This is a genomic window from Polaromonas sp. (genome assembly GCF_029945925.1).
In the GTDB taxonomy this organism is placed as follows: Bacteria; Pseudomonadota; Gammaproteobacteria; order Burkholderiales; family Burkholderiaceae_C; genus Polaromonas.
This window is the reverse complement of the sequence record NZ_JAQSDN010000049.1, coordinates 45827-71699: the sequence shown is the minus strand read 5'-3', so window position 1 is coordinate 71699 and position 25873 is coordinate 45827. Positions and strand designations below refer to the sequence as shown.

The 25873-nt window shown below is 63.2% G+C and carries 25 protein-coding genes; 19 read left to right on the top strand and 6 right to left on the bottom strand.

Features of this window, described 5'->3' with window-relative positions; all coding sequences use genetic code 11:
* Window positions 1–208 precede the first annotated feature (208 nt).
* From PSV40_RS17620 to PSV40_RS17595, 6 genes are read left to right on the top strand one after another with little or no spacing between them, the layout of a single operon-like run.
* Complete coding sequence (locus PSV40_RS17620) at window positions 209–826, top strand: hypothetical protein (RefSeq protein WP_300540192.1); 618 nt, start codon at window positions 209–211, stop codon at window positions 824–826.
* Window positions 827–836: 10 nt separating this feature from the next.
* Window positions 837–1802 (top strand): TauD/TfdA family dioxygenase, encoded by a 966-nt coding sequence (locus tag PSV40_RS17615; protein WP_300540190.1) that lies wholly within the window; start codon window positions 837–839, stop codon window positions 1800–1802.
* A gap of 20 nt (window positions 1803–1822) precedes the next feature.
* On the top strand, window positions 1823–3298 hold the full coding sequence (locus PSV40_RS17610) for a 2Fe-2S iron-sulfur cluster-binding protein (protein WP_300540189.1): 1476 nt from the start codon (window positions 1823–1825) through the stop codon (window positions 3296–3298).
* Between the two features lie 27 nt (window positions 3299–3325).
* A complete protein-coding gene (locus PSV40_RS17605; RefSeq protein WP_300540187.1) occupies window positions 3326–3715 on the top strand; it encodes a S24 family peptidase in 390 nt (129 codons plus the stop codon).
* A 31-nt stretch (window positions 3716–3746) separates the two neighbouring features.
* Window positions 3747–3965 carry a hypothetical protein gene (locus tag PSV40_RS17600; protein WP_300540185.1) on the top strand — a complete coding sequence of 73 codons (219 nt, stop codon included), beginning with the start codon at window positions 3747–3749 and terminating at the stop codon, window positions 3963–3965.
* Window positions 3966–3975: 10 nt separating this feature from the next.
* Entirely contained in the window at window positions 3976–4419 is a 444-nt protein-coding gene (locus tag PSV40_RS17595) for a hypothetical protein (protein WP_300540183.1), read from the top strand.
* Between the two features lie 199 nt (window positions 4420–4618).
* On the opposite strand, the gene PSV40_RS17590 is transcribed toward PSV40_RS17595, so the two are convergent.
* The 4 genes from PSV40_RS17590 to tsaD form a co-directional block, all read right to left on the bottom strand.
* Window positions 4619–5722, bottom strand: coding sequence for a YeeE/YedE family protein (locus tag PSV40_RS17590; protein ID WP_300540181.1), 1104 nt, complete (start codon window positions 5720–5722; stop codon window positions 4619–4621).
* A gap of 293 nt (window positions 5723–6015) precedes the next feature.
* On the bottom strand, window positions 6016–6486 hold the full coding sequence (locus PSV40_RS17585) for a DsrE/DsrF/DrsH-like family protein (protein WP_300540180.1): 471 nt from the start codon (window positions 6484–6486) through the stop codon (window positions 6016–6018).
* A gap of 40 nt (window positions 6487–6526) precedes the next feature.
* Window positions 6527–6754, bottom strand: a complete 228-nt coding sequence (locus PSV40_RS17580) for a sulfurtransferase TusA family protein (RefSeq protein WP_300540178.1) — start codon at window positions 6752–6754, stop codon at window positions 6527–6529.
* 440 nt (window positions 6755–7194) lie between these two features.
* Window positions 7195–8232: a tRNA (adenosine(37)-N6)-threonylcarbamoyltransferase complex transferase subunit TsaD gene (gene tsaD / locus PSV40_RS17575; protein ID WP_300540176.1), complete on the bottom strand. Its 1038-nt coding sequence runs from the start codon at window positions 8230–8232 to the stop codon at window positions 7195–7197.
* A gap of 106 nt (window positions 8233–8338) precedes the next feature.
* On the opposite strand from tsaD, the gene PSV40_RS17570 reads away from it, so the two are divergent.
* Window positions 8339–9583: a nitrate regulatory protein gene (locus PSV40_RS17570; protein WP_300540174.1), complete on the top strand. Its 1245-nt coding sequence runs from the start codon at window positions 8339–8341 to the stop codon at window positions 9581–9583.
* 1 nt (window position 9584) lies between these two features.
* On the opposite strand, the gene PSV40_RS17565 is transcribed toward PSV40_RS17570, so the two are convergent.
* Window positions 9585–9911, bottom strand: a complete 327-nt coding sequence (locus PSV40_RS17565; protein ID WP_300540173.1) for a hypothetical protein — start codon at window positions 9909–9911, stop codon at window positions 9585–9587.
* A gap of 14 nt (window positions 9912–9925) precedes the next feature.
* On the opposite strand from PSV40_RS17565, the gene PSV40_RS17560 reads away from it, so the two are divergent.
* The 12 genes from PSV40_RS17560 to PSV40_RS17505 all read left to right on the top strand — a co-directional run bounded on the left by PSV40_RS17560 (window position 9926) and on the right by PSV40_RS17505 (window position 24918).
* Entirely contained in the window at window positions 9926–11179 is a 1254-nt protein-coding gene (locus tag PSV40_RS17560) for a CmpA/NrtA family ABC transporter substrate-binding protein (protein WP_300540171.1), read from the top strand.
* A gap of 24 nt (window positions 11180–11203) precedes the next feature.
* Window positions 11204–12169, top strand: coding sequence for a nitrate ABC transporter permease (gene ntrB / locus PSV40_RS17555; RefSeq protein ID WP_300540169.1), 966 nt, complete (start codon window positions 11204–11206; stop codon window positions 12167–12169).
* A 29-nt stretch (window positions 12170–12198) separates the two neighbouring features.
* Window positions 12199–13008 (top strand): ABC transporter ATP-binding protein, encoded by an 810-nt coding sequence (locus tag PSV40_RS17550; protein ID WP_293594526.1) that lies wholly within the window; start codon window positions 12199–12201, stop codon window positions 13006–13008.
* A gap of 152 nt (window positions 13009–13160) precedes the next feature.
* The gene (locus tag PSV40_RS17545) at window positions 13161–14276 is read left to right on the top strand and encodes a response regulator (protein ID WP_300540166.1); all 1116 of its coding nucleotides are present in this window, start codon (window positions 13161–13163) and stop codon (window positions 14274–14276) included.
* Between the two features lie 447 nt (window positions 14277–14723).
* Entirely contained in the window at window positions 14724–17171 is a 2448-nt protein-coding gene (gene nirB, locus PSV40_RS17540; protein WP_300540165.1) for a nitrite reductase large subunit NirB, read from the top strand.
* A gap of 2 nt (window positions 17172–17173) precedes the next feature.
* A complete protein-coding gene (gene nirD / locus PSV40_RS17535) occupies window positions 17174–17569 on the top strand; it encodes a nitrite reductase small subunit NirD (protein WP_300540163.1) in 396 nt (131 codons plus the stop codon).
* 173 nt (window positions 17570–17742) lie between these two features.
* Window positions 17743–20730: a nitrate reductase gene (locus PSV40_RS17530; protein ID WP_300540354.1), complete on the top strand. Its 2988-nt coding sequence runs from the start codon at window positions 17743–17745 to the stop codon at window positions 20728–20730.
* Window positions 20731–20926: 196 nt separating this feature from the next.
* A complete protein-coding gene (gene ybiB / locus PSV40_RS17525; RefSeq protein ID WP_300540162.1) occupies window positions 20927–21832 on the top strand; it encodes a DNA-binding protein YbiB in 906 nt (301 codons plus the stop codon).
* Entirely contained in the window at window positions 21829–22620 is a 792-nt protein-coding gene (cobA, locus tag PSV40_RS17520) for a uroporphyrinogen-III C-methyltransferase (RefSeq protein WP_300540160.1), read from the top strand. The genes ybiB and cobA overlap by 4 nt, the downstream gene beginning before the upstream one ends.
* A gap of 130 nt (window positions 22621–22750) precedes the next feature.
* A complete protein-coding gene (locus PSV40_RS17515) occupies window positions 22751–24013 on the top strand; it encodes an NAD(P)/FAD-dependent oxidoreductase (RefSeq protein ID WP_300540158.1) in 1263 nt (420 codons plus the stop codon).
* 141 nt (window positions 24014–24154) lie between these two features.
* Window positions 24155–24367, top strand: coding sequence for a 30S ribosomal protein S21 (rpsU, locus tag PSV40_RS17510; RefSeq protein WP_007872347.1), 213 nt, complete (start codon window positions 24155–24157; stop codon window positions 24365–24367).
* 104 nt (window positions 24368–24471) lie between these two features.
* The gene (locus PSV40_RS17505; protein ID WP_096666012.1) at window positions 24472–24918 is read left to right on the top strand and encodes a GatB/YqeY domain-containing protein; all 447 of its coding nucleotides are present in this window, start codon (window positions 24472–24474) and stop codon (window positions 24916–24918) included.
* Between the two features lie 41 nt (window positions 24919–24959).
* Here the strand turns inward: PSV40_RS17505 and PSV40_RS17500 are convergent, their stop codons facing one another.
* A complete protein-coding gene (locus tag PSV40_RS17500) occupies window positions 24960–25853 on the bottom strand; it encodes a hypothetical protein (protein WP_300540156.1) in 894 nt (297 codons plus the stop codon).
* Window positions 25854–25873 lie beyond the last annotated feature (20 nt).

The following is a 25873-nucleotide window of genomic DNA, read 5'->3' as shown; positions in this document are numbered from 1 at the left end:
ACTGCGTGTGCTGCGCTGCCCCCCGAGGGGGCTGCTTCTCCTGGGGGCGGCCCGGCGGAGAAGCTCGCCCCCACGCTTGCCACTGCGTGTGCTGCGCTGCCCCCCGAGGGGGCTGCTTCTCCTTGGGGCGGCCCGGCGGAGAAGCTCGCCCCCACGCTTGCCACTGCGTGTGGTGGCTTGACATGGCCCCCACGTTCGCTGGTTTGATATGGCCAACATCAGAATCAAGAGCCAGTGGTTCCGCTCAGGAACCGCCAAGACCCCGCAGCAAACCGCCAGTGCGATGGCCTTCATCGTCTGGCGCGTGACGCAGAACATGCTCAAGCAGATGCGCTCGGCCCACTTTGACATCGACATCGGGCCGCAGTACTTTGCCTTCACGCGTGAGGTGCTGGTATTTCTGGCCCATGTGCTGGACCGCATGGCGTTTGAGCGCATGGGCTCTGAGGAGCGTGGCGAGTTCATCCATGCATTGGTAAGGCGTCTGGCCGAGGTGTTGCAGGAGAACGAGGACAACCTGCTGGGCGAACCACCTGCGGGCCAGCCCAGTCACTATGACGAATTCATTGACCTGTTCAACGAGCTGGCAGACCACTACGCCGAGTTTGGCTTTGGCCCCGACGGGCCGGACTTTGCCTTCGTTCGCTACCTCGGGCATCGCATCGAGGCGCTCATGCCGCAAAAGGACCAGCGCTGGGTGGTTGATCAGATCATGGCCACCGAAGTACCCGAGGCCGTGGAAATGCTGCAGCGCGCCATGCAGGACGTGCTGTCCACCGAAGCGCGCGCGCCGCGCGCCGCCCGCACCGCCACATCCGGCGACTGAGCACAGTGCCATGATGAACACGCCGTTCGACCTTGAAGCCCCAGCCGCCTACCAGCGCTGGCGTGACGCCAAGCGCGCCAGCCATCCGCCCCGCGCGCAGGACCTGGTGGTTGACGTGACCGACCCCCGCAGCCTCAGTGATGCCGAACGGCAAGCGCTGCTGCAACGCTGTGCCACGGCCAATATGGCGATCTACCGCAGCCCGGTGTATGGCCCGGACAAGGCTATTCCTCGCCAACTGGCGCAGCAGTTAGGGCTGCACCGTCTGGACGGCAACTGGCTGGCCGACGAAGACGGTATTTCGCAGATCGAGGTGGCGACGAAGGTGGGTGATCGCACCGCGTTCATTCCCTATACCAACCGGCCGATCAAGTGGCATACCGATGGCTACTATCACCCGCAGTCCCGGCACATCCGGGCGATGATTCTGCATTGTGTGCGGGCGGCCGCCGCAGGCGGCGAGAACGCCCTGATGGACCACGAGATGGCCTACATCGCTGTGCGCGAAGCCAACCCGGACTGGGTGCGCGCGCTCATGGCGCCCGACGCCATGACCATTCCCGAGCGGCTTGATGAAGACGGTGTGGCGCGCGCCGAGCAGTCCGGGCCGGTGTTCTCGGTAGATGAATCCAGCGGCGCGCTGCACATGCGCTACACGGCACGCACTCGCAGTGTGCAGTGGAAGGACGATGCGCCAACGCGCGCGGCGGTCGCTTTCCTGGAGCAGTTGCTGGGGTCTGACGGGCCGCACCGGATTCGTGTGCGACTCGAGCCCGGCATGGGGCTGGTGTGTAACAACGTGTTGCACGACCGCGCCGGCTTTGCGGACGATCCCGAGCACCCCCGGCTGCTGTACCGTGCCCGGTATCTCGATCGCATCCGTTCGCCCGGGCCAGCCAGGGCCGGCGCCACTGCACCGGTTTCATTTGGCAAATCAGCTTTCGACCCTTTTAAACAGGGCGCAAGAAGCTACTAAAACAATAGCGGAAGAGCACCATGTCACATCAGGTCAGCGTATGGCGTGCCGCCCAGTTGGTGGGCGTGGCGCGCGGGGTGCTGCAGCAACAGGTGCGCGACGGCACGCTGGTCCTGAGTGACGGACTGGTGTCCACCGATGCCTTGCTGCGCCTGTACCCCGGCGCCAAGCTTGAGGAATCCGGTTTGCTGGAGCGCGTGGCGCAAATCCGGGACGAAGCATTCGGCAGGCGCGTGCGCGAGCGCATGTTGCCCAGCCAGGAAGTGCTGGCGCAGCGGCTGTTTGCGCAAAGCCAGGAACTGGCCGACGTGCGCAAGCACCTGCAGCGTTACCACGGCCTGGTGATCGCGCTGCAACAGCGCATTCGGGAACTGGCCGCAAAGCGTCCTGGCGATGCCACCTGGCAGGCGCTGGAACAACAGGTTACCCAGGGCCTGGCGCAGGCGTTGGCCACCGAATCAGTCGATTTGCTGGAGGTGATGGACGATATGCTCAAAGTGATGTCGGCACAGGTGACGGTGCGCCCCAGTGGGCACGAATTCTCGGTGGAGGGGCGTGCCACCCTGTTGCAGTCGGGGCTGCAGGCCGGGCTCAAACTCAACTACGGCTGCGGCAATGGCAGTTGCGGCATGTGCAAGGTGCGCGTGATTTCCGGCGAGGTTGTGAAAACCCAGCACTTTGACTACGCCCTGTCGGAAGCAGAAAAAACCCAGGGCTACACCCTGATGTGCTGCAACACCGCCGCCAGCAGCGAGCTCACGCTGGAGCTGCTGGAGGCCAGCGGGCCGCTGGATATCCCTGAACAGCACATCGTGGCGCAAGTGAGAGCCGTGACTGCACAGGCGCCCGATACGCGGCTGCTGCATCTGCAGACGCCGCGTACGCACAGGCTGCGCTTCCTGGCCGGCCAGTCGGTGTCGCTGGGGTGGACGATGCCAGGGCAAGGCGATGCGCATGCCACCCACCCGATAGCCAGTTGTCCCTGTGACGACCGGAATCTGCTCTTTTTCATTTCCCGCGATGAGTCCGACGCTCTGGCGCGGCACCTGTTTGCGGGTGATATCCAGCCCGGCGCCGCCGTCAGGGTGTTGGGGCCAACGGGTGAGTTCGTATTGGCCGATGGACACCGTCCGCTGGTATTCGCCGCCTGCGATGGCGGCTTCGCGCCCATCAAAAGCCTGATCGAGCATGCGCTGTCGCTGGATGCGGCGCCTTCGCTCTCGCTGTTCTGGCTGGCCACGGGCAGCGATGGGCATTTCTTCAGCAACCAGTGCCGCGCCTGGTCCGAGGCGCTGGACCAGTTTGAATTTGAGTTGGTGTCACATGCAGATGTTGCAGTCGGCGCCCGGCAGATCGCCCAAGCCATGCGGGCCGACCTGTTTGACATTGACTGTGATTTCTATCTGGCCGGGCCCGCTGGCTTTGTCAGCACACTGCATGATGAACTGCGCGCGGCAGGCGTCGCAGCGGCCCAAATAGTCACCCAGGTGCTGTGAGTCGACACCTATTTACCGAGTTTTCACATGCTGCCAGGCCCGGATTCCTCAACATCGCATGGGAGCACCTATGCCGATGCGACTTCCCCAGCGGCCGATACCCTGGTGCCCGACTGCGCGGGCGGCGAGTCCTTTGCGCTGATGGTGCTGGGCCACAGCATGGCACCCGAGTTCAACGAGGGCGAGATCATCATCATCGAGCCCGACGGAATGGCCCGGGACGGCTCCTATGTGCTGGCCTGGCACCAGCAAGCCTGGACCTTCAGGCAACTGCTGCGCGCTGGTACCGGCTGGGTGCTGCACCCGCTGAACCCGGCTTTCGCCGATGCGCCGCTGCCGGACCTGAGCGCCGTGCGCGGCGTCATTATCCAGAAGGCCCTGCCGGGGCGCCGGCGCGCTTCCAAACACTACATCTGAAGTCGTCACCCCGACAGATTGAATCCGACCCATGCCCTACTACATCTACCTGATCAAACCCTTCGCGCAGCTGGAAAAACTGTCCGAGTCCGGAACCTTCCAGCAAGCGTCCATCCATGCCAAGCGACTGCGTGCCGAACAGACGGTCGACTCGCCGGGAAAAATAAAAATCATGTTCGCAGACAATGAGCTGCAGGCCGAAGACCTGTTGTGCCAGGTTCGCACGCCGGGACCCAGGGGCGACGACTGAGATCCTCACCGTGGATGAGCCTGCGTATCACGCGTCACGCCGGACCCTCAACCTCTCACCCTGTGTGTTCGAGAGGGCCCTTCTGGCGGGCTGTGCCCAGTGCGAACTGGCCAGCCGGCACGCGCTGGCCGAGCGCGAAGTCGTCGCCTGCTCGCTTGAAGTGGCCCGTATCAACTGCACGACGCTGGAAAGCCTGTTCCGTGAGCGGGCTACGTTCGCGCTGCGCCTGCCCCGCCCGGGTGTTCCCCTGGTCCACGCCAAAGCCATGCAGCTGCAATGCGGCGGCCTGCGCGGCTTGCAGGCCGCGGTGGCGGCGCCCACGGCTGACGTCCATGCCATGGTGCAAAAGGCCAAGCGCAACGATGCGAGCCTGCTGGAGTTGCCCTGGGGAGAGATTGTCGCCAGCATGATGGCGTGGCAGCCGCGGCGCCGCGCCCAGACACCCAAGCCCTAGTACTGCAACCCGAAAATATCGAAACATGAAAGCGCGCCTTCGCACCCATGGCGGCGTTGCAATCCTTGCGAAGGCGCACAGCCTTCGCTGCGGCTTGCGCCTTGCCCTGGGCACGAAGTCATCACTTTCATTTTGTTTCGCTACTTCCGTGCTGCAGTACTAGTGCCAGGCCGCCGGGCCACAAGAGCCGTGCGCCTTTTCAGCGCTGCTGCCACTTCATCGTGACGACCGCGCCGGAGACGATGCCCGTCAGCGCAATGAACGAGCCCAGCGCCAGGGTGGAGACGCCCGAGAGACCCTGGCCAATGGTGCAGCCAAGCGCTGTGACGCCACCGAAACCCATCAGCACTGCGCCTGTCAGCTGGGTGCGCAAATCTTCCAGCGAGGCAAAACCTTCCCAGCGAAACTGCCGCGTGCTGACGGCATAGGCAAAGGAGCCGAGCACAACACCGATCACCGTAGCGATACCAAACGTCACACGCATCGACTTGTCCGTCCACAACATCAGCAGCTCCAGGCTGAAAGCCGTTGGCGCGACAAAGCTCAGCGATTCCAGCGTGCGGGTGTTGGTCGCGAAATACACGGTTTCCAGCGTATCGGGGTTTTCACCATAGCCGATGTTCCCGGTCAGAAACCAGGCCGCGACGATCAGCAAACCAAGAACAATCGCGCCGGTCACTTGTGACAGATTGCCGCGAAAGCGTTTGTCCTTGAAGACGAACACCAGCAGACCCAGACCTGCCAACAGCGCGGTGGTGAGCAAGGCGGTTTTTTCGGGCAGGCCGGTCAGCCTGGCCAGAATTTGCGACAGCCCCTGCGTGGTCAGACCCCATTGGGACAAGTCGAGCACCACCGTATCCAGATAGCTGGCACGCCACTGGCCGAACAAGCCCTTGAGCGTCATGTAAGCCGAAATCGCCAGAAATACCAGCACCACCAGCGAGCGCACACTGCCGCCGCCCAGGCGCACCAGATTCTTGTTGGTGCAGCCCGCCGCGATCGTCATACCCACGCCAAACAGAAAGCCCCCCAGCAGCATGGAAAGCCAGCTCAGCGACGGGCGTTGATAGACGGACTTGGAGAGATCGATCAGGCCAAAGTAATACAGCAGGTTGGAACCCACCACGGCCACCGCAATCGTGAGAAGCCACATGCGCATGCGCCCCCAGTGCGCCATGTTGACAATGTCAGAGATAGCCCCCATGGTGCAGAAGTTGGTCTTGTTGGCGACTGCGCCAAAAATAAAGGCCAGAACAAAGCCGCCCCATACGACCATGGTGGCTGGGCTGATTGCTTCGCTCATGTCAAACGCTCCAGACTGGAAAATGACGGCTTGCTTCGTTCGTCGCCACCCGCGACGCGGGTGAGCGTGTCCCGAATGCTTTCAGGAGACACTGAAGATGCCCATGACCTGCGCCGTTCCCAAGGCCGGCAGGCCAGCCTGTGACAAGCCAGGCAGGGTAGAGCACAGGAGCAGATTTTTTTCATGACCTTGTTCTATTTCGGTTTTGACCGTACTGTCACACTGCCGATCCCGTCCGGGATGGCTTCGCAGTTGGTGGATGCCGGCACAGGCTGTACCGGCAACAGGGTTTCTCAAATAAACAGGCAGACGTCGGATTCGCCCGCAAACTTCATGAAGGTGGCGGCGCCGCCGTACTCCACATCCTTGATGAACTCGCTGGTCTCAAACTCGAACAGGTCCACCGTCATCTGGCAAGCGACAAACTTGACCTCCGCCTCGAGACAGAGGTCACGCAGTTCCTGCAAGGACGCCACGCCTTTGGACTTCATCTTGTTCTTCATCATCATCGTGGCCATGGATTCCATGCCCGGCAGCATCTGCACCATGACCGGCATCGGCACAGGCATGGGCATGGCGGGATTGGCCAGCGGGCTGATCTTGACGCCATCCAGGCTCTTGCGCAGCAACTGAAGTCCGTAGAAGGTAAAAAAAATCTGGACCTCCCAGCCCAGCGCTGCCGCAGTGGACGCCAGGATGAAAGGCGGATAGGCCATGTCCAGCGTGCCTTTGGTGGCGATCAGCGCCATTTTTTTGCTTGCCATGCGTATGTGCTCCGGGGTGTGTTGAGCTGCGCTCTCGGGCTCAGGCTTTCTTGAGATAGAAGACGTGCTTGCCGCTTTCGGTGCCTTGTTCCAGCAGTGTGTTGCCGGTCTGCTCGGCAAAGGCGGCCATATCGCAGACCGATCCGGGATCAGTGGCGATGACGCGCAGCACCTGCCCGGAACTCATGTCGGCCAGCGCCTTCTTGGTTTTCACGATGGGCAGCGGGCAGGCCATGCCAGATGCGTCAAATTCCTTGTTGAATTCCATGTCTTGTCTCCGTTGATTCAATGATTGCAACCTGTTGCTGCGGCGGAAACCACAAACCATCCCCGGCAACAGGCACCGTGTCCGCTGTAGAGATTGATTTTTTAGTAGCTGTCGCGCTCCGTCTATCACCGCGAAGGGTGATGCTGCGTAACCCATATGGATAATGGGGTTTTTGCCCTTGCTGGCGACACCCTGCCTCCGGTGGCGGGCAGCCAGTCATGTGTCACCCAGCCGGGGGATGTTTTCCGGGTCTGACAAGAGTGCAGCCTGAGATCGGCGTCGAAGGCAATGTGCGGCGCATAGCCAGCCAGAACGACGCTGCAGCCAGCAGCGCCAGACTGGAAAACAGCGTGTTGAGGTTGACGCTTGAGGGGAAATCCCCGTCAACAAGGGGATGCCGCTGACCGGCCACCGAGCCGGCTGCACAACGGGCATCAAGCCTAGACCGCGATCTCCGCCAGACCCCAGCGCGGCTTCACGTCAAAGGTGTAGCCGCGCTGCAGGCTTTCCAGGCCTGCCTGCAGCCGCATGCCGGCCGCCAGCGCGATCATGGCGCCGTTGTCGGTGCACAAATGCATTTCGGGGTAATGCACCCGAATACCCTTTGTCGCGCAGGCCGCGTTGAGCTGTTCACGCAGCAGGGTATTGGCCCCCACGCCGCCGGCCACCACCAGCCGCTTCAGGCCGGTCTGCTCCAGCGCTTTCAACGATTTTTTGACCAGCACTTCCACAATGGCCGCCTGCGTCGAGGCCGCCAGGTCGGCCCGGGCCTGCTCGCCCATGGGCTCACCGAGTTTTTTTGCCTGCGTCAGCACCGCGGTTTTGAGGCCGGAAAATGAAAAATCGAGGTCGCCGCTGTGCAGCAGGGGCCGGGGCAACTTGAAGGCCTGGGCGTCGCCGCCCAGCGCCAGCTTGGCCAGGTGCGGCCCGCCAGGATAAGGCAGGCCCAGCAACTTGGCTGACTTGTCAAAGGCCTCACCGGCGGCATCGTCAATGGTTTCACCCAGCAACTCGTAACTGCCCACCCGGTTCACCCGCATCAGCTGGGTGTGGCCGCCGGACACCAGCAGCGCCACAAATGAAAACTGCGGCGGATCGGCGCTCAAAAAAGGCGAGAGCAAATGCCCTTCGAGGTGATGCACCCCCATCACCGGCTTGCCCAGCGCCGCTGCCAGCGAACAGGCCACGCCGGCGCCCACCAGCAGCGCGCCGGCCAGGCCCGGGCCGCGCGTGTAGGCCACCACGTCCACATCGGCCAGCGAACGCCGCGCCTGACCCAGCACCTCGCTGATCAGCGGCAACACACGGCGGATGTGGTCGCGGCTGGCCAGTTCGGGCACCACGCCGCCGTAGGCCTGGTGCATGTCGATCTGGCTGTGCAGCGCGTGCGCCAGCAAAGCCGGCACGCCCTGCCCCGAGGCATCGACAAGCGCCACGCCGGTTTCGTCACAACTCGATTCAATTCCCAGTACAAGCATGGCCTCCAGTGTAAAGCGCGGTGCGCCGTTCGCCCCGGTCCGGGCCGGAAGCGGCCCGGGGCATGAATGTTGCTGGACAATGACGGACCTCCCTTTGACTGAAACGATGAAATCCGGATTGAGCTTTCTGATTGCCGCCAGGCGCTGCGAAATCAACGACCTCGAGCAACTCACGCGCACCAGCGCGCTGGTCAACGTGATCGGGCGGCTGGTCCACGTGCTGCAGAAGGAACGCGGCATTTCCAATGTTTTTCTGGGCTCGCAGGGCGCCCGGTTTGCCGCGCAGCTGCCTCGCCAGGTGCTCGATTGCCAGCAGGTCGAGGACGAGCTGCGCGCCAGCTTCGACCGCCTGGACACCGATGCCGGCCACCTGAACAACGGCGCCCGGCTGTTCAGCCGCATTGCCTTTGTCCTGCACGAACTCGACGCCCTGCCCGCCCTGCGGGCCCGCATCAGGGCGCAGGAAGTGGCCGCGGCGGAGGCCACGGCGGCATTTGTCAAGCTGATCGCCGGCCTGCTGGCCGTGGTCTTTGAAGCGGCCGACAGCGCCACCAACCCCGAGATTTCGCGGCTGCTGGTGGCCATGTTCAACTTCATGCAGGGCAAGGAGTTTGCCGGCCAGGAGCGCGCGTTTGGCGCGGCCACCTTCGCTTCGGGCCAGACCGACAGCCAGCGCCAGCAGCAATGGCTGCACCTGATCCAGTCGCAGGAACGCTGCGTGCAGGTGTTCAGCGACTTTTCGACGCTGGCGCTGCGCGAACTCTGGCAGACCAGCCAGAGCACCGCCACGCTGGCAGACCTGGAACGCCTGCGCCGCATCGCCTGCTCGGTGGCAACCGGCGTCCTCGACCCCAACCTGAGCCAGACCTGGTTCGACTGCTGCACCCACCGCATCGATGCCATGAAAACCGTCGAAGACCAGCTGGCCGCCGAGCTGCTGCAGCTGTGCGAACAGAAGATCGTGCAGGCCCGCGCCGAACTGCGCGACCACCAGATGATCCTCGCCGCACTCACGGCAAAGGGTGGCAGCCTGCCGGCAGGAACGGGCCAGACCGGTCCCTCGGCCACTTCTTACGGCCCGCACCTGGACCGTTCCATCCTCGAGCTGGTCCAGGACCAGGCGAGCCGGCTACAGGCCATGAGCGACGAGCTGGAGACGGCGCGCGCCTCTCTCAACGAGCGAAAGCTCATCGAACGCGCCAAGGGCCTGCTGATGGCGCACCGCAAGCTCAGTGAAGAAGAGGCCTACAAGATGCTCAGGCAAACCGCCATGAACCAGAACCGCCGCCTGACCGACGTGGCCGAAGCCGTGCTGGCCATGGCGGACTACCTGGCCACCGGAACGCCCTGATTCAGCACAAGGCCTGTGCCGCCTGAGGGCATCCGCACCATGATGGCGCACCCCGGCTGAACGTGTCCTGCATCCCCGGCGCCGCCGCGCCAGGCCGTTTTTCAGAGGCAAACACCAGCCCGACCTCCGCATTGAAATCATCTGGCACGGTTGCTGCTTGGTTAATGGCATGAAGGGGCCAACGGCGGTCCGTTTCAAAAGTCTTCCACGGCTTCACCGGGACAACGGCGTCCATTTCCAGCCTGCTTGCGCAGGCCCGAAATGGGCGCCGTTTTGTTTTTCCTCTTTGATTTTTCGCGTTTCTTTTTTCAGTCTTCTGTTTTGTCACTCAAGGAGTTCCACATGACGCAAACCTCCCCCGCTCCAGGCAAGCCGACACGCCGCGACTTCATCCGCCAGGCCGGCGCACTGGGCGGCGCCGCCACCTTCGGCATCGGCAACCCGGGCGCCTGGGCGGCCGGATCCGACGCGCCGGAGAAGAAGGAAGTCAAGATCGGCTTCATCCCGCTGACCGATTGCGCCAGCGTGGTCATGGCCTCGGTCATGGGTTTTGACAAGAAACACGGCGTGACCATCATCCCGAGCAAGGAAGCGAGCTGGCCCGGGGTGCGCGACAAGCTGGTCAACGGCGAACTCGACTTCGCCCACGTGCTGTACGGCCTGATTTACGGCGTTCACATGGGCACGGCGGGCCCGAAAAAGGACATGGCCGTGCTGATGAACCTGAACCACAACGGGCAGGCCATCACGCTGTCCAAAAAAATCGCGGACAAGGGCGCCGTGGACGGGGCCGGTCTGGCCAGGCTGATGGCCTCCGACAAGCGGGAATACACCTTCGCGCAGACCTTCCCCACCGGCACCCATGCCATGTGGCTGTACTACTGGCTGGCCGCCAACGGTATCAACCCGATGAAGGACGCCAAGGTCATCACCGTGCCGCCGCCGCAGATGGTGGCCAATATGCGCATCGGCAACATGGACGGCTTTTGCGTGGGTGAACCCTGGAACCACCGCGCCATCATCGACGGCATCGGCGTGACCGCCACCACCACGCAGGACATCTGGAAGGATCACCCCGAAAAGGTGCTGGGCACGACGGCCGACTTCGCCAAAAAATACCCGAACACCGCACGCGCCGTGACGGCCGCCATCATCGAGGCCGGCAAATGGATAGACGCCAGCCTCTCCAACAAGAACAAGATGGCCGAGACGATTGCCGAAAAAAGCTACGTCAACACCAGCGTCGACGCGATCAACCAGCGCATCCTGGGCCGCTACCAGAACGGCATGGGCAAGACCTGGGATGACCCGAACTACATGAAGTTCTTCAACGACGGTGCGGTCAACTTCCCTTACCTGTCCGACGGCATGTGGTTCCTGACGCAACACAAGCGCTGGGGCCTGATCAAGGACCACCCGGACTACCTGGGCCTGGCCAAACAGATCAACCAGATCGACATCTACAAGGACGCCGCCGCTGCCGCCAAGGTCAGCGTGCCCAAGGACGTGATGCGCAGCCACAAGCTGATGGACGGCACGGTCTGGGACGGCAAGGACCCGAAGAAATATGCCGATTCTTTCAAAATCCGGGCCTGATCAGGCTGCATCAAGGAGATCACCATGGTCAGTGCCGTCTTCCACAGCCCGCTCGAAGCAGCCGCCCCGGCGGGCCGCAACGCGGACAAACCCAGGGAATCAGCCGCTACACAATTAATAGCTTGTTCCCCTTACCCTACGGGGGCTACAGCCCAAAATGACATGAAAACCAGCTCACCGGCGGCGGCCGCCGCCAAATCCTCGCGCGATGCCTCCTGGCTCTGGCTGGGCATTCTGCCGCCGCTGCTCGGCATGGGTTTGCTGGTACTGGTCTGGGAACTGGTGTCCATGGGCACCGGCGCCAGCATTCCCTCGCCGAAAGACACTTTTATCCAGGCCATCGAAATCTTCAAGGACCCGTTCTACAGCAAGGGGCCGAACGACCAGGGTGTGGGATGGAACGTGCTGTCCTCGCTCAAGCGCGTGGCCATGGGCTTCGGCCTGGCGGCCGTGGTGGGCATTCCGGTGGGTTTCATGATTGGCCGCTTCACCTTCCTGAGCCGCATGTTCAACCCCCTGATCAGCCTGCTGCGTCCGGTGTCGCCGCTGGCCTGGCTGCCAATCGGCCTGCTGGTGTTCAAGGGCGCCGATCCGGCCGCCATCTGGACCATCTTCATCTGTTCGATCTGGCCCATGATCATCAACACCGCCGTCGGCGTGCAGCGCGTGCCGCAGGACTACATGAACGTGGCGCGCGTGCTCAACCTCAGCGAATGGAAGATCGTCACCAGGATCCTCTTTCCCGCCGTACTGCCTTACATGCTGACCGGTGTACGGCTGGCCGTTGGCACCGCCTGGCTGGTCATCGTCGCGGCAGAAATGTTGACCGGCGGTGTCGGCATCGGCTTCTGGGTCTGGGACGAATGGAACAACCTCAATGTCAAGAACATCATCATCGCAATTTTCGTGATCGGCATCGTCGGGCTGGTGCTGGAATTTGTGCTGATCAAGATCGCCACGGCCTTTACGTTTGAAGAAGTGAAAAGCTAGGCCTCCGGCCTGCCAACCAAGGACGCATCATGAGTTCATTGACCACCAAATACATCGAGATCCAGGGCGTCGAGCAGACCTTCAAGACCAAAAAAGGCCCGTTCTGCGCATTGCAGAACATCAACCTGACGGTCGCCAAGGGCGAGTTTGTGGCGCTGATCGGCCACTCGGGCTGCGGCAAGTCCACGCTGCTCAACCTGATTGCCGGCCTGACCACGCCAACGCAAGGCACGCTGCTGTGCGCCAACCGCGAAATCTCCGGTCCGGGCCCCGAGCGCGCGGTGGTGTTCCAGAACCACTCTCTGCTGCCCTGGCTCACCTGTTTTGAAAATGTCTACCTTGCGGTGGAGCGGGTGTTTGCAGCCAAAGAGAACAAGGCGCAACTCAAGGCCCGCACCGACGCGGCGCTGGCCATGGTCGGTCTCACCGCTGCGGCGCAAAAACGCCCCGGCGAAATCTCGGGTGGCATGAAGCAGCGCGTCGGCATTGCCCGCGCACTGTGCATGGAGCCCAAGGTGTTGCTGCTGGACGAACCGTTTGGCGCCCTCGACGCCCTGACACGTGCCAAACTGCAGGATGAGCTGTTGCAGATCGTTGCCAACACCCAGAGCACGGTGGTGATGGTGACGCACGACGTGGACGAAGCCGTGCTGCTGTCCGACCGCATCGTGATGATGACCAACGGCCCCTCGGCCACCATCGGCGAAGTGCTGAGCGTGGCCCTGCCCCGCCCGCGCGACCGGGTGGCGCTGGCCGAAAGCTCCGAGTACCTGCATTACCGCAAGGCGGTGATCGATTTCCTCTACACGCGCCAGGGCCACGTCGAAAAAGCCGCCTGACCGGCAGACGCAGGGCGCACCACCCGGTGTGACTGACACCGCAGCAGGCCGAACGGGGACAGGCCGGCCTGGCGAACGTGGGGCCTGTCGCCGGCATGCCAACCGCGCTGGTAAGCTTCCGGCCATGACGCTTGTTTTCATGGAATAAAGAGATGGCCCTGATTGTGGTCATTGATGACGATGAGGCGATCCGCACCCTGATCGCGGCTGCCTTGCGCTTTGAGGGTTATGAGGTTGTGGAGGCGGACAACGGCGCCGCCGGGCTGGCGCTGGTGCGGGGCAACGCACCCGACCTGGTGGTCAGCGATGTCAACATGCCCGTGATGGACGGTTTTGCCATGTTGCAGGCGCTGCGCAACGACCCCGCCATCCAGGCCACACCCGTCATCCTGCTGACCTCGCTGCAGGAACGCGCCCACGTCCGCACCGGCATGACCAGCGGCGCGGACGACTACCTGACCAAACCCCTGGTTTTCGAGGAACTGCTGGCAGCAACCGCCACCCAGCTCAACAAGCAGCTGATGCGCCAGTCCGTCCAGGAGCAGGCGGTCGGCGCAGCAATCGGGCAGGCCCTGAGGGAACAGGAAAAGAAGCTGGGCAGCCTCTATGAAAAAAGAATGCTGGCCGAACTCGCCGACAAATGGCCCTCGGCGGAAACGCTGGTCGCGGACCGCAGGTTTTCCAGCGCCAGCGTTCTCTTTGTCGACGTGGTCAACTTCCCGGCGCTGGCTGAAAAACTCTCCAGCACGGAACTCAGCGAGGTCGTGCGCGAGTTTTACAAGAATGCGGGCGATACCCTCTATCTTTTCGGCGTCTTCCACATGCAGTTTGTCGGCGAAGGCCTGCTGGCCGTGTTCGTGGACAGCACGGACACCGAGACCGTCAACCACGGCCTGCGTGCCACCCGGGCGGCCTTGGGCCTGATCGACGCCGCCCAGCGGGTGCAGGGCTTTTTGCTCAGCCATTTTTCCGGGCGCTCGCTGCCGCGTTTTGAAATCTGTGTGGGCCTGAACAGCGGCCCGGTGACGCTGGCCAAACTGGAGGACCCGTTGTGGGGCAACGCCCAGGTTCTGCCGGTCGGCGAAAGCGTCAGCACCACTCTGCAGCTGCAGAAGCAGGCCACCTCGGCCGGCTGGAAGATTGCGGCGAGCGCCACCTTGCTGCGCGAGGTCGCCGGCGCCGTGAAGACAGGGCGGCGCAAGCGCTTTTCCCTGCCGGGCCGCAGCGGTGCCGTGGATGGCACCGAGGTGCTGGGCGTCGGGCTTTAAGCGTCAAGGCCTCTTTCCAGCCAGCCTCCCGAGACGGGGGCACACCCTGCACCATGACAAGCCCTGCGCATGCCCGCCTTTGGTGCAGACGGCGAACCACCCGGACCCATGCGGCAACCAGCGCTGCATCGGGCTGAGTGCAGTGCACGGGTAGAAAAGGCCGGCCTTCCCGTGCGCGCCACGGCCACGCCTTGAGGCGCGCCACCCATGACGCCTCATGGCACAACTTTTGCGTAGACCTTCACGGGCGCAACGACGCGCCCACCCGCAACCAGCACATTGCGGGTTCTGCGCATAACGACGTGCGTATTGGTGTCCCTCATACCGGCCACAGCCGGGTCCCTGTTCTGCAGGAGAGAACATCATGGTCTTCACCCCCCATTTTTCGCAAGCCGGCACGGCTTTGGCGCTTGCGCCTACGGCACCGGCCCCCATTGGAGTGGCACGATGAAAAAATCAAAACTGGTCATGGTCGGCAACGGCATGGCGGGCGTCCGTACCATCGAGGAACTGCTCAAGGTTGCGCCCGAGCTGTATGACATCACGGTGTTCGGCGCCGAGCCGCATCCCAACTACAACCGCATCCTGCTTTCCCCCGTGCTGGCCGGTGAGCAGACCCTCGACGAGATCGTGCTCAACAGCTGGGACTGGTACAAGGACAAGCACATCACCCTGCACGCCGGCAAGAAAGTCATGGAGGTCGACCGCATCCGGCGCGTGGTGCGCGCCGAAGACGGGACCGAGGAAGGCTACGACCGCCTGCTGATGTGCACCGGCTCCAACCCTTTCATCCTGCCCGTGCCCGGCAAGGACCTGAAGGGCGTGATTGCCTACCGCGACATCGCCGATACCAACGCCATGATCGATGCATCGGTCAAGTACAAAAAGGCTGTGGTGATCGGCGGCGGCCTGCTCGGCCTGGAGGCCGCCAACGGCCTGATGCTGCGCGGCATGGACGTCAGCGTGGTGCATGTGATGCCCACCCTCATGGAGCGCCAGCTCGACAGCGTGGCCGGCAAGCTGCTGCAGAAGTCACTGGAAGACCGCGGCCTGAAGTTCCTGATGGGTGCGCAGACCCAAGAGCTGGTGGGTGGTCCGGACGGACGGGTCATCACCATCAAATTCAAGGACGGCACAGAAGTGGCCACTGACCTCGTGGTCATGGCGGTCGGCATACGCCCGAACACCGAACTCGCCGAAAAAATGCGCCTGCACTGCAACAAGGGCATCGTCGTCAACGACACCATGCAGACGGTGACCGACGCGCGCATCTACAGCGTGGGCGAATGCGCTGCCCACCGCGGCATCGCCTATGGCCTGGTGGCACCGCTGTTCGAGCAGGCCAAGGTCGCAGCCAACCACCTGGCGCAGTTCGGCATTGGCCGCTACACCGGCTCGCTGACATCGACCAAACTGAAAGTGACCGGCATCGACCTGTTCTCGGCCGGCGAGTTCATGGGCGGCGAAGGCACCGAAGAAATCGTCATGAGCGACCCCTTCGGCGGAGTCTACAAAAAGCTGGTCATCCGGGACGACAAGCTCATTGGCGCCTGCCTCTACGGCGACACCGTGGACGGCTCGTATTACTTCAAGTTGCTGCGCGACGGCCGCAGCGTCGGCGACATCCGCGACAAACTGATGTTCGGCGAGTCCAACATCGGCGACGCCGGCCATGAAGGCCACAACAAGGCGGCGGCCATGCCCATGGAGGCCGAGGTCTGCGGCTGCAACGGCGTGACCAAGGGCACCATCTGCAAGGCCATCAAGGAAAAAGGCCTGTTCACGCTCGACGAGGTGCGCAAACACACCAAGGCCAGCGCCTCCTGCGGCTCCTGCACCGGTCTGGTCGAGCAGATCCTGATGGCCACCGCGGGCGGCGACTACTCGGCCACGCCCAAGCTCAAGGCCATGTGCGGCTGCACCGACCACGGCCATCAGGCGGTGCGCGATGCCATCCGCAACAACAAGCTGATGACCATCGCCGATACCTTCAAATTCATGGAATGGCGCACACCGAACGGCTGCGCGAGCTGCCGCCCGGCCGTCAACTACTACCTGATCAGCATCTGGCCCAAGGAAGCCAAAGACGATCCGCAAAGCCGCTACATCAACGAGCGCAGCCATGCCAACATCCAGAAAGACGGCACCTACAGCGTGATCCCGCGCATGTGGGGCGGCGAAACCACAGCCAGCGAGCTGCGCCGCATCGCCGATGCGGTGGACAAGTACAAGATCCCGACGGTCAAGGTCACCGGCGGCCAGCGCATCGACCTGCTGGGCGTAAAAAAGGAAGACCTGCAGAACGTCTGGAAGGACATCGGCATGCCCTCCGGCCATGCCTATGCCAAGGCGCTGCGCACGGTGAAAACCTGCGTCGGCAGCGAGTGGTGCCGCATGGGCACGCAGGACAGCACACAGATGGGCAAGGACCTGGAGCGCGCGATGTGGCGCATGTACGCGCCGCACAAGGTCAAGTTCGCGGTGTCAGGTTGCCCGCGCAACTGCGCCGAATCCGGCATCAAGGACGTCGGCATCATCGCCGTCGACTCGGGCTGGGAGATGTACATCGCCGGCAACGGCGGCATCAAGACCGAAGTCGCGCATTTTTTCACCAAGCTCAAGACCGCCGCCGAGGTGCTCGAATACACCGGCGCCTTCTGCGAGCTGTACCGGCAGGAAGGCTGGTATCTGGAGCGCACGGTGCACTACGTGAACCGCGTCGGCCTGGACTACGTGAAGAAAAAAATCCTCGAGGACCACGAGGGCCGCAAGAAGCTCTGGGACCAATTGCAGTTCGCGCTCGACGGTGAACCCGATCCCTGGTTCGAGCTCGACAAGGCGTCCGTCGATGCGCGGCAGTTCACCAAACTGGAAGCCGTGGGGCAGGAGGCATGAAGATGAACGAATGGACCGTGATTTGCCGGGTCGAGGACATCCCCGTGCTGGGCGCGCGCCGGGTGGCCAGGCCACGCGGTGTGGATGTGGCGATTTTCCGCAACGGCCAGGACCAGGTGTTTGCATTGCTGGACCGCTGCCCGCACAAGGGTGGCCCCTTGAGCCAGGGCATCGTGTTCGGCACCCGTGTGGCCTGCCCGCTGCACAACTGGACCATCGGCCTGGCCGACGGCTGCGCCCAGGGCGCCGATGAAGGCTGCACACCGAAATTTGCCTGCAAGGTCGAAGCCGGCCAGGTGCTGCTGGACCCGGTCGAGCTGGCCACGCTCGCCCTGGACCTGGCGCCGCCGGTCGCTGGACCAAACCGCTTGTCCCCTCTTCCGCCGGGAGAGGGTTAGGGTGAGGGCAGCGACGTGACTCTGGCCAAAACGGGGAGCCCTCACCCCTGCCCTCTCCCAGGGGGAGAGGGGGTCAAGGAAACCAGATCCACTTGCCCCTTCTGCGATCTCGCGGCTGGAGCCGCGGATCGCTTTGCGATAACCATGAAACACCGCAGCAGGAGCAATTCATGATGCGCGAAACGCGCTCCACTTGCCCCTACTGCGGTGTGGGCTGCGGCGTGATCATCGAGTCGCAGGGCGACGAGATCACGGGTGTGCGCGGCGACCCGGAGCATCCGGCCAATTTTGGGCGGCTGTGCACCAAGGGCTCCACCCTGCACCTGACCGCGTCGAGCATCGTCACGCGGCAGACCCGGCTGCTGCATCCGATGCAACGCGCGCAGCGCGGTGCCGCGCCGCAGCGCATCAGCTGGGACAACGCGCTCGATGTGGCCAGTGACGGTTTCGCGCGCATCATCCGCGAGCACGGGCCGGACGCGGTCGGTTTCTACGTCTCCGGACAGCTGCTGACCGAGGATTACTACGTCTTCAACAAACTCGCCAAGGGCCTGATCGGCACCAACAACGTGGACACCAACTCCCGCCTGTGCATGAGCAGCGCGGTGGCCGGCTACAAGCAAACCCTGGGCGCCGACGCGCCGCCCAGCTGCTACGACGACGTCAACCATGCGCAGTGCATCTTCATCGTCGGCAGCAACACGGCTTACGCACATCCCATCCTGTTCCGCCGCATCGAGGATGCCAAAGCCGCCAACCCGGCCATGAAAATCATCGTCTCCGACCCGCGCCGCACCGACACCGCGGGCATCGCCGACCTCTACCTGCCCATCCAGCCCGGCACCGATGTCTCGTTGTTCAACGGCATGCTGTGGGAAGGCTGGACCCAACCGGCCTGGATCGCGAAACACACCAACGGTTTTGACGCGCTGAAAACCACGGTGCGCGACTACACGCCCGATCTGGTGTCGCAGACCTGCGGCATCAGCAAGGAGGACTTGTTCACCGCCGCGAAACTGTTTGCCACTTCCGCCGCGACCCTGAGCCTGTATTGCCAGGGCCTGAACCAGTCGAGCAGCGGCACCGCCAAGAATGCGGCGCTGATCAACCTGCATCTGGCCACCGCGCAGATCGGCAAACCCGGCGCCGGGCCGTTTTCGCTGACCGGCCAGCCGAACGCCATGGGCGGGCGCGAGGTCGGTGGTCTCGCGAACCTGCTGAGTGCGCATCGCGACCTGGCCAACCCGCAGCACCTCGCCGAAGTGGCCGCCTTGTGGGGCGTCCCCTCGGTCCCCGACAAGCCCGGAAAAACCGCCGTCGAAATGTTTCAGGCCGCCGCCGACGGCGAGATCAAGGCGCTGTGGATAGTCTGCACCAACCCGGCCCAGTCCATGCCCGACCAGGCCACCGTGCGGCGCGCGCTGCAGCGTGCGGAGCTGGTCATCGTGCAGGAAGCCTTTGCCACAACCTCGACCTGCGACTACGCCGACCTGCTGCTGCCGGCCACCACCTGGGGCGAAAAAACCGGAACCGTCACCAACAGCGAACGCCGCATCAGCCGGGTGCGGCCGGCGGTGGCCGCGCCCGGCGAAACGCGCCACGACTGGTCGATTGCGGTGGCCTTTGCGCAGCGGCTGGAGGTGTTGCTGGGGGCGGGGAGCCCTCACCCTGGCCCTCTCCCAAGGGGAGAGGGGACAGGAGGAGAAAGAACCGCTACCTCCAGGGACTCACTCCCTCTCCCTCCGGGAGAGGGCAGGGGTGAGGGCTCCCGGTACCCAAGCCTCTTCCCCTACTCCCTGCACGACGCGGTGGCGGCGGTGGAAGCCATCTGGAACGAACACCGTGAATCCACGCGCGGGCGCGACCTTGACATCACCGGCATGAGTTACGCGATGCTCGAAGCCGCGCCGCAGCAGTGGCCACTACCAGAAGGTGTAACCACCGGCAAGGTTCGGCTCTACGAAGACGGCATTTTCCCGACCGACGACGGCAAGGCGCGTTTCGTCAACACGGTTTACAAGCCGGTGGCCGAGCCGCGCGAATCGCGTTACCCCTTCTCGCTGACCACCGGCCGCCTGCGCGACCAGTGGCACGGCATGAGCCGCACCGGCACGCTGGGCCGGCTGTTTGGCCACGTCGCCGAACCGTCCCTCCAGATGAATGCGCAGGACATGGCCCGGCGCCTCCTGAAGGACGGTGACCTGGTGCACGTCACCTCCAAACGCGGCTCCATCGTGGTGCCGCTGCAGGCCTCGCCCGAAGTCGCCGTCAGCCAGGCCTTCATGGCGATGCACTGGGGCAGCGAATACCTCAGCGGCCTGTCGAGTACCGGCGAGCGGCTCGCAGGCGTGAACGCGCTGACCACATCGGCCTATTGCCCGAGCTCGAAACAACCCGAGCTCAAACACGCGGCCGTCAAGATCCTCAAGGCCGAGCTGCCCTGGTCGCTGCTGGCCATGGCCTGGCTGCCCGAGGGTCAAGCCCTTGCGGCGCGCGAGCAACTCAAGCCCTTGATGGCCGCCTTTGCGTTTAGCAGCTGTGTGCCTTTTGCCAACGAGGTGCCGCTGGGCGACGCAGGCCGGCAGCGCACCGGCGTGTTGTTCCGCGCTGCCGGTTTTGAGGCGCCTCCGCAAGGCATGCTGGAAAAAATCGAGTCCATTCTGGGTCTGGATGGCACTGACGCCCTGCGTTACGTGGACAGGAAGAAAGGCCAGCACCGCACCGCACGGCTGGTGCGTCATGGCGATCAGGCCGAACTGGCCGGCTTCGTGCTGGCAGGCGATGTCAGCGCGCAGGCCTGGATCAAAACCCTGCTGCTGGACGAACTGCCGGCGCAAAGTTTCGGCCGCCTGCTGCTGCTGCCGGGCGCCAAGGCCCCGGTGGCCCTGCTGTCGCGCGGCAAACCGGTGTGCACCTGTTTCAGCGTCACCGATGCCGAGATCGGTGCCTGCCTGACGGACATCACCCACGCGGCCGGCGGCGCCGGGTATCTGGCCAGCGACGACGAACGGCTGCGGGTGCTGCAGGACAAACTCAAATGCGGCACCAACTGCGGCTCCTGCGTGCCCGAGATCAAACGCATCATCCGGACCGCCGCTGAAACCCGGCCCGAGGCCGCCACCAGCGGCCGCACCGTGATCCCGATCAAGGTGCTCGCCTGACAAACGCCGGCTTGTTGATGTTTTTGCAAGGCATAACACCACACCGTTCGGGCTGAGCCTGTCGAAGCCTGTCCTGAGCTTGACGAAGGACCCTTCGACAAGCTCAGGGCGAACGGTCGCAAGTTGCCCATCATGATTTATGGAAGTCTCAATAAGCTCATAACGGGAAGTTATCTGCCTTCACCGACAATCAAGCATGTCCATCGCTCAGTACATCAAGGTCATAGGCCGCGGCAAAGACGGCGCCAGGCCGCTCACGCGTGAGCAGGCTTGCGACCTGTTCGGCCAGGTGCTGGACGGCACGGTGACCGACCTGGAGATTGGCGGCTTTTGCCTGGCCATGCGCATCAAAGGCGAAACGCCGGAAGAGATGGCCGGCTTCCTGGACGCGACGTACCAGCGCATGCAGCGTTTCCCGGCGAGTGAGCGACCCGTGGTGGTACTGCCGAGTTACAACGGCGCGCGCAAGCTGCCGGTGCTGACGCCGCTGCTGGCGTTGCTGCTGGCGCGCGAAGGCCTGCCGGTGCTGGTGCACGGCACGGCCACCGAGTCCGGCCGGATTTTTACATCAAATGTGCTTTCAGCCCTTGATATACCTGCACTGACAGCTATTAAAAAGATAGCAAATGGCGAGGTGGTGTTTGCCCCCACCGAGCTGCTGTGCCCGGGGCTCAAACGCCTGCTCGATGTGCGGCGTGCCGTCGGCCTGCGCAACCCGGCGCACAGCCTGGTCAAGATCATGAACCCCTGCCTCGGCAAGGCGCTGGTGGTCAGCAGCTACACCCATCCGGAATACGCGATCTCCATGGGCCAGACCTTCGAGCTGATCCGGGCCAACGCGCTGCTGCTGCGCGGCACCGAAGGCGAGGTCGTGGCCGACGCGCGCCGCACGCCGCAGATGGAAGCCTTTGTGGGCGGGAAGCGCACCCTGCTGCAGGAAGCGCAGCCCGGCACCCTGGCGAGCGTGCCGGACCTGCCCACAGCGATCGACAGCGACAGCACCGCCGCGTATATCCGCGCCGTGATGTCGGGCTCACACGCCGTGCCGGCATCGATTGCCCGGCAGGTGGAACATATCTTGCAACTGACATTGCAACTATGACAAGCTGCGCAAACAAGCTCCCTCCCAACGGCCGCTGCACCCTGGTCGGCGCGGGCCCGGGCGATCCGGAACTGCTGACCATCAAGGCCCTCAAGGCGATTCAGGCCGCCACCGTGCTGCTGGTCGACGACCTGGTCAGCGATGAGATCGTGGCTTATGCAAAGCCCGGTGCGCGCATCGTGCATGTGGGCAAACGCGGCGGCTGCAAATCCACGCCGCAGGAGTTCATCGAAAAACTGATGATCATGGCCGTGAAGGAAGGCGAAAACGTCGTGCGCCTCAAGGGCGGCGACCCCTTCATCTTCGGCCGCGGCGGCGAAGAGGTCGAACACCTGCAGGCCGCCGGCATCGAGATCCATGTCGTCAACGGCATCACCGCCGGCCTGGCCGCGGTGACTTCGCTGGGTGTTCCGTTGACGCACCGTCAGCATGCGCACGGCGTGGTGTTCGTCACCGGCCACGCCAAACCGGGCGACGCAGGCACGGACTGGCGCGCGCTGGCCGACACGGCCTGCAAGGCCAAACTCACGCTGGTGATCTACATGGGCGTCAGCGGCGCCGGGCGCATCCAGCGCGAATTGCTGACCGGCCTGCCCGCGACCACGCCGGTGGCCGTGATCCAGAACGCCTCGCTGCCCACGCAGCGCCACATCACCACCACGCTGGGCCAGCTGGCCGATGCCATCGGCGCGTCCGGCCTGGCCAGCCCGTCAGTCATCGTCGTCGGCGATGTGATCAGCGGCGTGGCGGCAGCGGCGGAGCCTCCCGCCCAATTTCGCGCCGCCTGAACGGGCGCCGGCCCGGGTGCAGCTGCCTTGGGCCACGCATCGCCCGGCTACACTCCCCTGTCCCGGTCGGGCTGATTTGCTATATCTTTGATAGCTGCTTGCGCCCGACCATCATGGGCTGGAGGCCGATTTGACCAAAAAATTTGACGTGGTGGTGGTGGGTGCCGGTGCGGCCGGGCTGTTCTGCGCCGGCCTCGCCGGCCAGCGCGGCCTGAAGGTGCTGCTGGTGGACCACAGCGAGAAAGTCGCCGAAAAAATCCGCATCTCGGGCGGTGGCCGCTGCAACTTCACCAACCGGGACACCACGCCCGCCAACTTCGTCAGCGAGAACCCGCATTTTTGCCGCTCGGCGCTGTCGCGCTACACACCGCAGGACTTCATCGCACTGCTGCAGCGCCACGGCATCCCGTTTCACGAAAAACACAAGGGCCAGCTGTTTTGCGACCGCTCGGCGGAGGACATCATCACGCTGCTGCTGGCCGAATGTGATGCCGGCGGCGTCACGCGCTGGCAGCCCTGCCGGGTTTCAAGCATCAAATATGACTCGAGCCCTGACGGGACGGGCGCGGGCAGCTACAAAATAGAGAGCGACCGGGGACTGATCGAGGCGCCCCAGCTGGTCATCGCCACCGGCGGCCTGTCGATCCCCAAGATTGGCGCGACCGATTTTGGTTACCGCATCGCGAAACAGTTCGGCCTGCGCCTGGTGGAGCCGGGTGCCGCGCTGGTGCCGCTGACCTTCGACGGTGAGGCCTGGGCGCCCTATGCCCAGCTGGCCGGCTTGGCCCTGCCGGTGCGGATCGAAACCGGACCGCCGGACGCGACCCCCAAACAACGAAAAAAAGCCGTGGTCTTCGCCGAGGACCTGCTCTTCACCCACCGGGGCCTGAGCGGCCCGGCGGTGCTGCAGATCTCCAGCTTCTGGCGCGAAGGCCAGCCGGTGCGCATCAACCTCGCGCCCGGTATGGACCTGCCGAACCTGCTGCTGCGCGCCAAGGCGAGCTCGAAAAAACTGATCGCCAATGAGCTGGCGGCGCTGGTGCCCGCCCGCTTGGCCGACGCCTGGGTCAGCCGCGACCCGGCCTGGCAAAAACCCGTCAGCGAGGCCACCGACAAGGCCCTGACGACGCTGGCCGACCGGCTGGCCGACTGGCAACTGACACCGACCGGTACCGAAGGTTACAAAAAGGCCGAGGTGACGCTGGGCGGTGTGGACACCCGGGATTTGTCGTCCCAGACCCTGGAATCGAAGCAACCCGGCCTGTATTTCATCGGCGAAGTGGTGGACGTTACCGGTTGGCTCGGCGGTTACAATTTCCAGTGGGCTTGGGCGAGCGCCCACGCCTGTGCGATGGCTCTGGCAGACAATTCGGGGGCGGTGGCAAAAAACTGACCCGTACGGGTGCGCCGTCCATCGGTGTTTCAAGGACTTGCCTTGAAATCCCGCTATAATCTAAGGCTTTGCTAGCAAACCCGCGTCCGGCCTGATTCTGATCAGATCACTAAGGGCGCAAAATTTTGGATCACTTCATCAATGACGACTATTCGTGTAAAAGACAATGAGCCCTTCGACGTGGCTCTGCGCCGTTTCAAGCGCACCATCGAAAAACTCGGTCTGCTGACCGACCTGCGCGCGCGCGAGTTCTACGAAAAGCCCACCGCCGAGCGCAAGCGTAAAAAAGCTGCCGCTGTCAAGCGCAACTACAAACGCATCCGCTCGATGCAGTTGCCCAAGAAGCTGTACTAAGCCAGTACACGCCCTCCGGCAAAAAAGCCCGCACGAGGACGCTCTGCGGGCTTTTGTGTTTCTGACGCCTTTTTGACCTTTCAACCCGTTTCGTGGAGACCGCCATGTCCCTCAAAGACCAGATCACCGAAGACATGAAAACCGCCATGCGCGCCAAGGACAGCGAGCGCCTGGGCACCATCCGCCTGCTGCTGGCGGCCCTCAAGCAGAAAGAGGTGGACGAGCGCGTGGTGCTCGACGATGCCGCCGTGGTCGCCATCGTCGACAAGCTGATCAAGCAGCGCAAGGACTCGATCGAGGCCTTCCAGAAAGCCGAGCGCAAGGACCTGGCCGACAAGGAAGCCGCCGAACTGGTGGTACTGCAGGCCTACCTGCCCGCGCGCCTGAGCGCCGAGGAAGTCGCCGCCGAGGTCAAGGCCATCGTCACTGAACTGGGCGCCAGCGGCCCCGGCGACATGGGCAAGGTCATGGGCGCGGTGAAAGCCAAACTCGCCGGCAAGGCCGACATGGGCCAGGTCTCGGCTGCGGTGAAAGCTGCACTGGCGGGATAAACCCTCTCCTTTGGTGGATAAATAGCCGCTTTAGGCTGCGACTACACAGGCGTTTGTTGAGCCAGTCGCTTCAATATTGCACGCCCGCGATCCGTTGTCTTATGACGACCAGCGTCAAATGCTTGGGAAAAGGTCCGCCAGTTTTGCTGGCTACAAAATTCTCGCGCAGATCGAATATAGGATTCGGCGCGTAGCAATGTGGCTTCGAGCTCGCTCAGCCACTGTGCTTTTGTTCTGATCGCACTGGCTGACATGGCGCTAAGCTGATCATCGCTAAGCTCGTGAAGTGGGACTAGGGCCTCAGCTTGAAGCTCAATTGATACTTTTTTCATCCCAAGAACTGAAAGACCATAGAGACGTCCAACCGTCTCACGGATGTACCGTTGGCTGCCCCCAGAAAGCTCTCTCTCCGCCGCCGAGAGTTGCCGGTCAACAACCAGAGCTCCGTCAGTTCTCATCGCAGCTCGAAGCACGCTGATAAGCGATGACTCTCTATCAAGCTCCTTGAATAACCTGTCTACCTCAGCTTCCCAGCTCCGACAGTCCTTCAGCAAGGTTACGGTCTTTTGGACGGTGGCGTCCTTTTGCCGAATTGCGTCTTGCACCCTATCGCGCCTGGCTGACTCCTCCACTAATCGAGTGAATTGCCCTTCCAAGTCTTCAAATCGTTGCCCGAAATGCCTTGTTCCACAGTCTTTACCTATATTGGTCTCGATGCCATCCAAAGTTTGAACGACATAGCCTTTCCCGTGCAATGTCCGACATCCCTTTAGGCCACACTGTGTGTAGTTATCTTTGCCAAAAGAATAGCCTCCCAGAATTCGCTCTAGCTGATGCACAGAAGAATCGATCTCGGCTTGGTAGGCTCGTCGACTTGAAAAATCCTTGGGTGAGTCAAACCGCAGCAAAGTACTAACATCAATTGAGTTTTCCATTGCCGCTTTCGAATCTGTAT

What these genes read in the sequence shown, in the direction of transcription:
- PSV40_RS17620 (WP_300540192.1), top strand. Translation starts at nt 209, where the DNA reads ATGGCCAACATCAGAATCAAGAGCCAGTGGTTCCGCTCAGGAACCGCC.
- PSV40_RS17615 (WP_300540190.1), top strand. Translation starts at nt 837, where the DNA reads ATGATGAACACGCCGTTCGACCTTGAAGCCCCAGCCGCCTACCAGCGC.
- PSV40_RS17610 (WP_300540189.1), top strand. Translation starts at nt 1,823, where the DNA reads ATGTCACATCAGGTCAGCGTATGGCGTGCCGCCCAGTTGGTGGGCGTG.
- PSV40_RS17605 (WP_300540187.1), top strand. Translation starts at nt 3,326, where the DNA reads ATGCTGCCAGGCCCGGATTCCTCAACATCGCATGGGAGCACCTATGCC.
- PSV40_RS17600 (WP_300540185.1), top strand. Translation starts at nt 3,747, where the DNA reads ATGCCCTACTACATCTACCTGATCAAACCCTTCGCGCAGCTGGAAAAA.
- PSV40_RS17590 (WP_300540181.1), bottom strand. Translation starts at nt 5,722, where the DNA reads ATGAGCGAAGCAATCAGCCCAGCCACCATGGTCGTATGGGGCGGCTTT.
- PSV40_RS17585 (WP_300540180.1), bottom strand. Translation starts at nt 6,486, where the DNA reads ATGGCAAGCAAAAAAATGGCGCTGATCGCCACCAAAGGCACGCTGGAC.
- PSV40_RS17580 (WP_300540178.1), bottom strand. Translation starts at nt 6,754, where the DNA reads ATGGAATTCAACAAGGAATTTGACGCATCTGGCATGGCCTGCCCGCTG.
- tsaD (WP_300540176.1), bottom strand. Translation starts at nt 8,232, where the DNA reads ATGCTTGTACTGGGAATTGAATCGAGTTGTGACGAAACCGGCGTGGCG.
- PSV40_RS17570 (WP_300540174.1), top strand. Translation starts at nt 8,339, where the DNA reads ATGAAATCCGGATTGAGCTTTCTGATTGCCGCCAGGCGCTGCGAAATC.
- PSV40_RS17560 (WP_300540171.1), top strand. Translation starts at nt 9,926, where the DNA reads ATGACGCAAACCTCCCCCGCTCCAGGCAAGCCGACACGCCGCGACTTC.
- ntrB (WP_300540169.1), top strand. Translation starts at nt 11,204, where the DNA reads ATGGTCAGTGCCGTCTTCCACAGCCCGCTCGAAGCAGCCGCCCCGGCG.
- PSV40_RS17550 (WP_293594526.1), top strand. Translation starts at nt 12,199, where the DNA reads ATGAGTTCATTGACCACCAAATACATCGAGATCCAGGGCGTCGAGCAG.
- PSV40_RS17545 (WP_300540166.1), top strand. Translation starts at nt 13,161, where the DNA reads ATGGCCCTGATTGTGGTCATTGATGACGATGAGGCGATCCGCACCCTG.
- nirB (WP_300540165.1), top strand. Translation starts at nt 14,724, where the DNA reads ATGAAAAAATCAAAACTGGTCATGGTCGGCAACGGCATGGCGGGCGTC.
- nirD (WP_300540163.1), top strand. Translation starts at nt 17,174, where the DNA reads ATGAACGAATGGACCGTGATTTGCCGGGTCGAGGACATCCCCGTGCTG.
- PSV40_RS17530 (WP_300540354.1), top strand. Translation starts at nt 17,743, where the DNA reads ATGCGCGAAACGCGCTCCACTTGCCCCTACTGCGGTGTGGGCTGCGGC.
- ybiB (WP_300540162.1), top strand. Translation starts at nt 20,927, where the DNA reads ATGTCCATCGCTCAGTACATCAAGGTCATAGGCCGCGGCAAAGACGGC.
- cobA (WP_300540160.1), top strand. Translation starts at nt 21,829, where the DNA reads ATGACAAGCTGCGCAAACAAGCTCCCTCCCAACGGCCGCTGCACCCTG.
- rpsU (WP_007872347.1), top strand. Translation starts at nt 24,155, where the DNA reads ATGACGACTATTCGTGTAAAAGACAATGAGCCCTTCGACGTGGCTCTG.
- PSV40_RS17505 (WP_096666012.1), top strand. Translation starts at nt 24,472, where the DNA reads ATGTCCCTCAAAGACCAGATCACCGAAGACATGAAAACCGCCATGCGC.
- PSV40_RS17500 (WP_300540156.1), bottom strand. Translation starts at nt 25,853, where the DNA reads ATGGAAAACTCAATTGATGTTAGTACTTTGCTGCGGTTTGACTCACCC.